Source organism: Nonomuraea mangrovi (assembly GCF_042681425.1).
Taxonomy (GTDB): domain Bacteria; phylum Actinomycetota; class Actinomycetes; order Streptosporangiales; family Streptosporangiaceae; genus Nonomuraea; species Nonomuraea mangrovi.
In genome coordinates, this window is the sequence record NZ_JBHUFV010000097.1 from 1 (window position 1) to 10156 (window position 10156).

At 67.4% G+C, this 10156-nt stretch carries 10 protein-coding genes; 7 read left to right on the forward strand and 3 right to left on the reverse strand.

From position 1 onward, the window contains the following. Nucleotides 1–59 precede the first annotated feature (59 nt). Nucleotides 60–428 carry a hypothetical protein gene (locus ACFSKW_RS51045; RefSeq protein ID WP_379582467.1) on the reverse strand — a complete coding sequence of 123 codons (369 nt, stop codon included), beginning with the start codon at nt 426–428 and terminating at the stop codon, nt 60–62. Between ACFSKW_RS51045 and ACFSKW_RS51050 the strand changes: the two genes are divergently transcribed. After that, nucleotides 423–1124: an integrase core domain-containing protein gene (locus ACFSKW_RS51050; protein ID WP_379582468.1), complete on the forward strand. Its 702-nt coding sequence runs from the start codon at nt 423–425 to the stop codon at nt 1122–1124. The two genes, ACFSKW_RS51045 and ACFSKW_RS51050, sit on opposite strands and share 6 nt — an antisense overlap. Before the next feature lie 89 nt (nt 1125–1213). Here ACFSKW_RS51050 and ACFSKW_RS51055 read toward each other — a convergent pair whose 3' ends face one another. Both ACFSKW_RS51055 and ACFSKW_RS51060 read right to left on the reverse strand, forming a co-directional pair. Further along, the gene (locus ACFSKW_RS51055; protein WP_379582470.1) at nt 1214–1438 is read right to left on the reverse strand and encodes an ATP-binding cassette domain-containing protein; all 225 of its coding nucleotides are present in this window, start codon (nt 1436–1438) and stop codon (nt 1214–1216) included. A gap of 196 nt (nt 1439–1634) precedes the next feature. Next, on the reverse strand, nt 1635–2297 hold the full coding sequence (locus ACFSKW_RS51060; protein ID WP_379582472.1) for a GntR family transcriptional regulator: 663 nt from the start codon (nt 2295–2297) through the stop codon (nt 1635–1637). 210 nt (nt 2298–2507) lie between these two features. Here ACFSKW_RS51060 and ACFSKW_RS51065 point away from each other — a divergent pair, with 210 nt between their 5' ends. From ACFSKW_RS51065 to ACFSKW_RS51090, 6 genes are read left to right on the forward strand one after another with little or no spacing between them, the layout of a single operon-like run. Then, on the forward strand, nt 2508–3458 hold the full coding sequence (locus ACFSKW_RS51065) for a substrate-binding domain-containing protein (RefSeq protein ID WP_379582474.1): 951 nt from the start codon (nt 2508–2510) through the stop codon (nt 3456–3458). Nucleotides 3459–3467: 9 nt separating this feature from the next. Further along, entirely contained in the window at nt 3468–4556 is a 1089-nt protein-coding gene (locus ACFSKW_RS51070) for a mandelate racemase/muconate lactonizing enzyme family protein (protein WP_379582476.1), read from the forward strand. Further along, entirely contained in the window at nt 4553–5539 is a 987-nt protein-coding gene (locus ACFSKW_RS51075) for an ABC transporter permease (protein WP_379582478.1), read from the forward strand. Before ACFSKW_RS51070 ends, ACFSKW_RS51075 begins: the two co-directional genes overlap by 4 nt. A 2-nt stretch (nt 5540–5541) precedes the next feature. After that, complete coding sequence (locus ACFSKW_RS51080) at nt 5542–6465, forward strand: ABC transporter permease (RefSeq protein ID WP_379582484.1); 924 nt, start codon at nt 5542–5544, stop codon at nt 6463–6465. Next, the gene (locus ACFSKW_RS51085) at nt 6462–7961 is read left to right on the forward strand and encodes a sugar ABC transporter ATP-binding protein (RefSeq protein ID WP_379582480.1); all 1500 of its coding nucleotides are present in this window, start codon (nt 6462–6464) and stop codon (nt 7959–7961) included. The genes ACFSKW_RS51080 and ACFSKW_RS51085 overlap by 4 nt, the downstream gene beginning before the upstream one ends. Nucleotides 7962–7964: 3 nt before the next feature. Continuing rightward, nucleotides 7965–10154, forward strand: a complete 2190-nt coding sequence (locus ACFSKW_RS51090; protein ID WP_379582482.1) for an alpha-L-fucosidase — start codon at nt 7965–7967, stop codon at nt 10152–10154. Nucleotides 10155–10156: the final 2 nt, after the last annotated feature.

Consider the following 10156-nt stretch of genomic DNA (forward strand, 5'->3'; position numbering starts at 1 on the left):
TACCTCTTCCAGACTTCTGTCAGCTTATGTAGCCGACTGTCCGGAATCTGTTTGGCACCTCAGCCTATCTCGCCGTTTCCAACGCCTTCGGCGCGCTGCGGTTGCTGCCGATGGGCGATCGGGACAAGGAGATCGAGATTCTCGCCCTGCGCCACCAGATCACCGTCCTTGAGCGGCAGCTCGGCACCGACACCAGGGTGAGATTCGCCCCAGAGGACCGGGCCTTTCTTGCCGCGCTCCTGACATCGCTGCCGCGCGAGATCCTGCACCAGCTCCGGCTTCTCGTCCGGTCGGATACCGTCCTGCGTCGAACCGTGGGCGGGCGACCTCGTCTGTTCGGCCGACAGCCACGGGCGTGACGCCGTTTCATCAGATCGCGGTGCCAGCTGGTTCGCGAGAATCCGGCCTGGGGATACCGCCGGGTGCACGGCGAGCTCACCACGCTCGGCATCAAGGTCGCTGCGTCGACGGTCTGGGAGATCCTCAAACAGGAAGGGCTTGATCCGGCACCTGAGCGGGCGCCGACCACGTGGGCCGACTTCCTGCGCTCGCAGGCCGACGCCCTGTTGGCCTGCGATTTCATCGAGACCATCACCCTCGATGGGCAGCGCCAGTACATCCTGGCGGTCATCGAGCACGCCACCAGGTGCGTTCGAGTGCTGGGCACTACCGCGCACCCGAACGCGAGCTGGGTCATCCAGGCGATCAAGAATCTCGTGATGGATCTGGAGGATGCGGGCCGCCGGGCGCGCTATCTGATCCGAGACCGAGACGCGAAGTTCCCGCTCCTTATGGACGAGATCCTCGCCGACGCTGGCATCCAGGCCGTGCTCACCGGGATCCGGGTGCCGCGTATGAATGCGGTCATGGAGAGGTGGGTGCAGTCGTGCCGTCGAGAGCTTCTGGACCGCTGCCTGATCCGGAACGAACGCCACCTGCGTCACGCCTTGCGCGAGTACGAACGGTTCTACAACCGGCATCGCGCCCATCAAGCCCTGGCCCAAGCTGCTCCACTACGCGCCGTCCCGGATCCGATCACCGATCCGAGCCGTATCGCCAACCTGAGCATAGGCCGGCGAGATCGGCTCGGAGGGGTTCTCCACGAGTACTCACATGCCGCTTGACCTGGATGGATAGAGTTTTCGGCAGGCGCAGAGTCATCGCGCTGAACATACGCCGACGAGACCGGCTCGGCGGGGTCCTCCACGAATACTCACATGCAGCTTGAACTGCGTGGATGAGGTTTTCGGCAGGCGCAGAGCCCCCAGATCAGCTCGTGGAATGGGCCCTTGGTGCGCACGTCGATCCCGGCGGTCGGCTCGTCGATGATGAGGATCTCGGTCTCGGCCGCGAGCCACTTGGCCAGGGAGATCTTCTGCCGGTTGCCGCCGGACAGCTCTCCCGCGCGCCAGGTGGCGGATGCCAGCCGCCGCACCACTCCATGGACCTTCGCGCTCCCACCGATGATTGCGACGTGATTGCACTGTCGGTCGGTCGGATCAAGCACCGTCAGAAGGGCCAGGTCAACCTATTGAGCTGAGTTCTGACACGCTTCAGCTTGGGGTCAACGCCATGATCTATCTGCTGCTGATCAGTATCCGACGGGACGCGAGGGGTAAACGTTCCCGCCGCGGTTACTCGAAGGCGGCCGATAGCCGGTCGCGGGCGCGTTCGAGGTGGGCGCGCATCGTGGACTCCGCCTCGGCGGGGTCGCCGGCCACCAGGGCGGTGACGATCGCCTGGTGTTCCTTCAGCGCCCGGGAGCCGATCGGGCTGCCGTAGTGCAGCCGGAACAGGTGCAGGTGGCTGTGGGTGCGTTCCAACGCGAGTCGGATGGCGTCGTTTCCGGCCAGCGCCATGATCAGGTCGTGCAGGCGGGCGTCGTGGGCGGTGATGGCCTTGTAGTCCTCGTAGTGGCTGCCCGAAGGGGCCTCCTCGCACGAGGTCATCTCCTCCTGCAGCGCCCGCCTGCCCTCCGGGGTCATCGCCTCCGCGGCGCGGCGTGCGCTGGGCGGCTCCAGGAGGAGTCGCAGCTCGTAGAGGTCCTCGAACTCCTTGCGGGTGAGCAGCGGGCTGATGCTGTAGCCGCGAAGGGGCAGCTTGATGACCAGCCCGTCGGACTCGAGGCGGGCCAGGGCCTCGCGGACCGGGGTGTGGGAGACCTCCAGAAGGCGGGTCAGCGCGTCAATGTTGATCTTCGCGTCCGGTTCGAGGGTGTGATCCATGATGAGCGCCTTGACGGCCTCGTAGACGCTGTCTGAGAGCACCGTGCGGTGCGGCAGGGCTATCCCGGTCACCCGACATCCCTTCGACGACCCCTTGACTACTTCGACTCACCCTAGCATTATCAGCCAGGATATTTCCTATACGATCTCGGATTCAACATGAGAATCGCTCCATCAGCAGCCTGTTGCCTGATCCTGCTCGGCCTGGTCGGCTGCAGCACCCGACCCACAGAATCCGCAGCCGCCCCCACTGCTGCCCCCACCGCCACGGCTTCGGGGCCCGTGGAGCTCCAGGAGGGCTCGAAGGTCAAGGTGGCGCTGGTGTCCGGCGGCGCACACCCCTACTTTCAGCCCTGGAAGGAGGCGGCGCGCCAGTCGGCCGCCAACTTCCAGCTGGGCGGGGTCGTCTTCAACGAGACCGCAGAATGGGATCAGGCCAAGCAGAACAACCTGCTCGACTCGCTGGCGGCCCAGGGCTACAACGCCTTCGGCGTCTTCGGAGTCTCTCCCACCGACATCAACACGACCTTCGGCGACCTCAAGAGCAAGGGCTTCGCCGTCGCCTCGCTCGCCTCGTGCCCCGCCGGGGACACCAACGAAGCCGACTTCTGCCTGTCCACCGACGTAGAGGTGGCGGCCTACAAGGCGGCCAAGGCCGCCGTTGACGCCATGGGCGGCAAGGGCGTGCTCGTGCACCTGACCGGCAACAACGTCGACGCCAACACCCAGCGCCGGATCAAGGGCGTGGACAAGGCGGTCGAGGAGACCTCCGGCGCGGTGAAGCTCCTGCCCGTCGTGGCCGACGTCGACAAGGACTTGCAGACGGCCCAGAAGGCGGTGGCCGACCTGCTGGCCGCGCGCGGCAAGGAGATCGGCGGCATCGTCAGCACGGCCTACAACCCCGCCGTGGCCGCGGCCGCGGGCGTGAAGAAGGCCGGGTTGCCGATCAAGGTGGTGGCGATCGACGACGATCCGGAGATCCTCCGCGCGATCCGCGAGGGATCGGCCTACGCGACGATCGCGCAGAACCCGCGTGGGCAGGCCTATGTCGGCTCGTGGGCGCTGGCGCTGCTGCAGAGTCAGCAGTGCACGATGCGGCAGCCGGGAGTGGTGATCGACTCCGGGTCCTTCCTCGTCACCAAAGAGAACGTCGACGGTTACGACACCGAGCGGCGCAAGACGTCCGAGCAGATCAAGCAGCGGTTCGCCGTTGAGCTGCTCTCCTGCCGCTAGGAGCCATGGGTGACCAAGATCCGTCAGGTCGACGCCTACCTCGTCGACCTGGAAGTGGAAACCGTACGGACGGATGCCGTGCAGGCCTTCGTCAAGCAAGAAACGATCTTCGTCGAGCTGGGCACCGACGACGGGAACACCGGCACGGGCTACGCCTACACCATCGGGACCGGCGGCCGGGCGGTGCTGTCCATGCTGCGCGAACACCTGCTCCCGCAGTTGGTGGGGCAGGACGCCCGGGACATCGAGCGGCTGTGGTTCGAGTTGTTCGCGCACACCAGGGCAACGGCCGTGGGGGCGATCACTTCGCTCGCGCTCGCCGCGGTGGACACCGCCCTGTGGGACCTGCGCTGCCTGCGGGCCGGTGAGCCGCTGTGGCGGCTGGCAGGCGGGTTCAGGCGGCAGGTGCCGATGTACGACACCGAGGGAGGCTGGCTGCACCTGTCTGCGGACGAGCTCGCTCGCGGTGCCAAGGCCTCGCAGCAGGCCGGCTGGCCGGGAGTCAAGATCAAGGTCGGCAAGCCCAGCCTTCACGAGGACGTGGAGCGGCTGCGCGAGGTCCGCGAGGCCGTGGGACCGGCGATGGACATCATGGTCGACGCCAACCAGTCCTTCACCCATGCGGAGGCGACGCGGCGGGCCCGCGCGTTCGAGGCTCTCGACATCTTCTGGTTCGAGGAGCCGATGCCGGCCGACGACCTGTCCGGCCACGCCCACCTGGCGCGGGCAACGTCGATCCCGGTCGCCGTCGGCGAGTCGATGTACTCCATCGGGCAATTCCGCGAATACCTGGCCGCGGGCGCCGCCTCCATCGTCCAGGTGGACGTGGCACGGGTCGGCGGGATCACCCCGTGGCTCAAGGTGGCGCACCTCGCCGAGGCGGCCAACATCGCCGTCTGCCCGCACTTCCTCATGGAACTGCACGTCAGCCTGGCCGCAGCGATCCCCAACGGCAGATACGTGGAACACATCCCGCAGCTGCGGGCCATCACCCACGGCGAGCTGGAGATCGTGGCCGGGCACGCCGTCGCTCCCGAAACCCCCGGGCTCGGCATCGACTGGGACCGCGACGCCATCGACAGGCGGCGGATGGCGTGAGCACCCGCAAGCCCCTGTTCGGACTGCTCGGCCTGATCGTCGTGCTCGTCGTTGTGTTCGGCACGCTGAGCCCGGCCTTCTTCGACGAGCGGCTCGTGCTCTTCCCGCTGCTGCGCGACATCGCCATCTACACCGTCGTCGGGCTGGCCCAGATGGTCGTGCTCTCCATCGGGCACATGAACCTCGCGGTGGGCCGCATGGCGGCGTTCTCCGCGATGTTCATGGGGCTGTCCTACGACCGGCTCCACCTGCCGTTGTACGCCGGCCTCTGCATCGGCCTCCTGGCGGGCGCGGCGATCGGCGCCTTCACCGGCTGGATCATTGCCAGGACCGGGGTCAACTCCTTCGTGGTCACGCTCGCGATGGACTTCGCGCTCCTGGGCCTGATCCCGGTCGTCTACACGGCGCTCACCGCGAACGCGGCCTTCACCGTCAAACCCGATGGCATGCGCGAGCTGCGCCAGTACTCGCTGGGCGATGTGTGCCTGGGCAACGTGTGCGGGTCGCCCGCCGTACCGCAGATGATGCTGCTCGCGGTGGCGCCGATGCTGGCGCTCGGATACCTCTACCACGGCACGCGGCCCGGTAGGGAGCTGTTGCTGACCGGGTCCAACCCGCTCGCCGCCGAGCTGTCGGGCATCCCGACGCGCCGCCGGGTGGTCACCGCGCACCTGCTGAGCGGGCTGCTGGCGGGGCTGGCCGGATTCATGCTCGCGGTCACCACCGGGTCGTTTCGGGCGACGATCGGCGAGGAGTTCCTGCTGCCCTCCTTTCTCGGCGCGATTCTCGGCGGCACCGCAATGGCCGGGGGAGTGGTCTCCGTCATCGGCACGTTCCTCGGCACGTCGCTGACCCTGGTGATCCGCAGAGGGCTCGAACTGGTCGGGATCGGCCTGGAATATCTCAACGTGTATCTGGGCGTCATCCTCCTGCTCGCGCTGTCCGCTGATCGCTTCCTTCAACGCCGGGGGGTGAAATCGTGAGGATGCTCATCGCGATCTGTGTCGCCGGCTACCTCTCGCTCGTGGTGGCGTCAGGCGGGGCGTTCGCCTCCGGCAACGCCGTGCAGACCTTCTTCCAGTTCCTGCCCGTGCCAGTGCTGATCGGCCTGGCCCAGATGATCGCGCTGAGCGTCGGCCAGCTCAACCTGGCCGTCGGCGCGCTCGGCGGGTTCCTCGCCTGCGCGATGGGTGTGCTCATGGCCGATCTCGGCGTTCCCGCCCCAGCCGCCATCGTGATCGGGCTGGCGCTCGGCGCGGCCGTCGGCGCGCTGACGGGTGCGCTGGTGGTGTTCACCCGTATCAACGGGTTCGTCGTCACGCTCGCCACGATGACGATCCTGATCGGCGCGCAGTACCGCCTGGTCGGGACCCGAACCGTCAGTGACTACTCACCCGGCCTGAAGGAGTTCGGCCAGGCGTCCGTCCTGAACATCCCACTCGTCTTCCTGCTCGCTCTGGGCGTGGCCGCGCTGGTCGCGGTGTTCTTCAGGGCCGCGGCGCCGGGCCGTAGGATGCTGGCCTCCGGCTCGAACCCGCTGGCCGCCACGCTGTCAGGCGTCTCCAACGACCGCTCCATCGTCCTCGCGCACACCCTGTCGGGTCTGGTGGTCGCCATCACGGCCGTGGTGACGGTGGCGGTCTCTCCCGGCGTCAACAGGAGCATCGGCGGGGACTGGCTGCTGCCCAGCTTCGCCGCCCCGATCATCGGCGGCGCGGTGCTCACCGGCGGCACGGCCGTGGTGCTCGGCACTGTGCTGGCGGCGTTCATCGTGCGCCTCGTCGACAGCGCGCGCGCAGAGTTCTCCCTCCAGCCGAGCTGGGTGAACTTCGTGGTCGGCGCCGTCGTGCTCGGCACGGTCGTGCTCACCCGCGCGCGCGAGACGCGCCGGTCAGGGGGTTCATCGTGATCGTCGCAGACCAACTGGTGAAGGTCTTTCCCGGCGTCCGCGCCCTCGACGGTGCGAGCCTGCGGCTGGAAGCCGGCTCCGTGCACGCCCTGCTGGGCGAGAACGGCGCGGGCAAGTCGACCCTCATCAAGATCCTCACCGGAGTGCAGCGCCCCGACCAGGGCCGCCTGCTCATCGGCGGTGAGGCGGTGACGCTGAGGTCGCCGACCGAGGCGGCGCAGGCCGGGATCGGCGCGGTCCATCAGGAACGCAACCTCATCCCCGCCTTCTCGGTGGCCGAGAACATCGCCCTGCAGCGGCTTCCGATACGGCGCGGCCTGGTCGACCGGGCGCACATGCGGGCGGAGGCCCGGCGCATCCTCGGTCTGCTCGACGTCGACCTCGACCCCGATGTGCGGGTCGACAGGCTGTCGGTCGCTCAACGGCAGCTCGTCGAGATCGCCAAGGCCCTGTACGGCGAGAGCCGCGTGCTGCTGCTCGACGAACCCACCGCCTCGGTCAGCCCGGCGGAGGCGGAGCTGCTGTTCACCGTCGTGCGCAAGCTTGCCGACACCGGGACGGGGGTGCTCTTCGTCAGCCACAAGCTCGAGGAGGTCTTCGCGATCTGCGACACCGTCACCGTCCTGCGCGACGGCCGCACGGTGCTGGACGCCGAGCCGATCGCCGATCACGCCAAGGACGACCTGATCGATCTCATGGTGGGCCGCTCGCGGGAGGCCCTGTCGTTCCCGCCGCGCCCGCCTGCCACACAGCCCGCCGTACTTGAGCTGGACCGGATCTCGACGGCGGCCGGCCACCGCGAGGTCTCGCTCTCCGTCCGGCCGGGCGAGATCGTCGGACTCTACGGCCTGGTCGGATCCGGCCGGTCGGAGCTGGCCAAGGCACTGCTCGGACTCGAGCCCATCGAGTCGGGCTCGGTGCGGGTGCGCGGAAAGAACGTGGTCATCAAGGACGTACGGCAGGCCCTGGCCAAGCACCGGATCGGTTACGTGACCGAGAACCGCAAGGAGGAGGGCCTCTTCCTCGACCAGCCGGTCTCGCGCAACATCGCCGTGACCGTCTGGGGGCGCATCGCCGGCGCGCTCGGCTACGTGTCGCCGGCCCGCGAGGGCGAGGTGGTCAGCATGTGGGTGGACCGGCTCGGCATCAAGCTCGCCTCGTCCCGCCAGCTCGCCGGGCAGCTGTCCGGCGGGAACCAGCAGAAGGTGTCGCTGGCCAAGTGGCTCGCGGCCGAGACAGAGATCCTCATCATCGACGAGCCGACCGTCGGCATCGACGTGCGTACCAAGGGCGCCTTCCACGAGCTGATCTGGGGGCTCGCCGCCGATGGCATGGCCATCCTGCTCATCACCAGTGACCTGGCCGAGATGGTCACGCTGGCCGATCGCGTGCTGGTGATGCGCGACTTCCGGATACGCGGCGAGCTCGACAACGACCACCACTACGACCGGACCAGCCAAGCCGTGATCAGGCTCATTCACTCAAAGGAGATCTGAGCCATGAACGTAGGCCTCGCCTTACTCCTCACCCTCTCCATGGCGACAACTCCCTCCATGGTGACAACTCCCGATTTCGAACCCACTCTGGAGTCGCTGTCCCAGCACCAGGCGCCCGCCTGGTTCAACGACACCAAACTCGGCGTCTTCATCCACTGGGGGCCGACCAGTGTCCCCGGCCAGGACGAGTGGTACCAGAACTCGATGAACACCCCGAACTCCGCGACCTGGAAGTTCCACCGGGAGAAATACGGTGAGAACGTCAACTACGACGACTTCTTCAAGGACTTCCAGCCGACCAGGTTCGACCCGGACTCGTGGGTGGACCTGATCAAGGACTCCGGCGCCGGCTACTTCGTGCTGACCACCAAGCACCACGACGGATACTCCCTGTTCCCCAGCAAGTACTCCGACCGCAACTCGGTGGTCCAACCGCCGCACCGGGACCTGGTCGGGGAGCTGTTCGCCGCGGCGAAGAAGCGGGCGCCCGAGCTCAAGCGGGGTGCCTACTACTCGCTGTGGGAGTGGCTCAACCCCGCGGAGACCGGCAAGCAGCCGCGCAACCCCTACACCGGCCAGGAGATCCCGTACACCGGGTACAAGCCGGTCGAGAGCTACCCCGCGTTCATGAACAACCAGATGACCGAGCTGATCGACACCTACGATCCCGACCTCATCTGGTGCGACGGCGACTGGGTGCGCAACACCGCCTACTGGAACCTGGCCCCCACCATCGCGCACTACTACAACCAGGCGAAGAACCGGGACCAGCCCAAGGAAGTCCTGATCAACAACCGGTGCAAGCTCACCGACGCGCCCGGCGAGCACTCGGGCCGCCGCCAGCCCGACTATCTGACGCCGGAGCGGACCAAGCTAGCCTCGATCGAGCCGTTCAAATGGGAGACCGCAGAGACCATCCAGGGCTGGTTTGACATCCGCCCGCCGTACCGGCAGCTCACCTCCGAGACGATCGTGGACATGTTCGTCGACATCGTCAGCAAGAACGGCAACCTGCTGCTGAACATGTCGCCGCGCGTCGACGGCACCATTCCCGAGTACCAGCAGCAGGTCCTGCGCGACCTCGGCGCCTGGATGCGGACCAACGGCGAGGCGATCCACGGCACCACCTACTGGAACGACTTCGAGGACAAGACGGCGAACGTGCCCGTGCGCTTCACCACCAGGCAGAACGCCCTCTACGTCACGGCCCTGAACTGGCCGGGCCGTACGCTCGAACTCGCCGACACCCTGCCCGTCAGGCCGGGTACCAAGGTGAGCCTCCTCGGCGGGGACGGCAAGCCGCTGCCGTGGCGGCAGCAGAACGGGCGGCTGATCGTCGACCTGCCGGCATCGACCACGCTGAAGCACGCTTACGTGTTCAAGTTCGACACACCAGGAGCCTCCCTCATCCGCTCGGGCGTCACCGCGCCCGCCCGCATCGAACGCGGCAAGACCGCCCCGGTCGACATCGCTGTCACCAACACCGGCGACCGGCAGATCCCCCTGGCCGACATCCAGGTCAGGACGGACGGACCGTTCACCTTCCAACCGGACGCCTTCCGCGAGCAGTTCCTGGAGCCGGGCCAGACGCGCAAGCTGAGCACCACGATGAGCGTGGCGCCTGACGCCGAATACGGCCGATACCAGATCGACACGACCGTCCACGCGGACGGTTTGTCCACGCACGTCACGACCCCTGTCGAGGTGACCCGCGCCAACCTGGCGCTGAACGCGCCCGCCAGCCAGTCCAGCGTCGCCTACGACGGGCCGCCCAACCTAGCTGTCGACGGCAACACCAGCGGCGCCCACAGTGATCACTCCCTGTCGCACACCGGACTGGAGCCGCAACCGTGGTGGCAGGTCGACCTGGGCGCGGCCAAGTCGATCAACTCCGTTCGCGTGTGGAATCGCGACGACTGCTGCATGGAAAGGCTGCGCGACTACTATGTCCTGACCTCCGACCACCCGCTTCCCGCCTCGCTGGACGAGGCGCTCAAGACCCCTGGAGTGCACGCGGTGCATCAGTCGGCCGTCGCGGGCCGTCCCACCGAGGTGCCGGTCAACGCCAACGGGCGCTATGTCCGCGTTCAGCTCGCCGGTACGGACTACCTGGTCATGTCGGAGGTGGAAGTGCGGTTGCGTCCACGGAAGTGGTGTACGAGTTTGACCTGCTCACAAGCGTGGCAGCCGTGAAT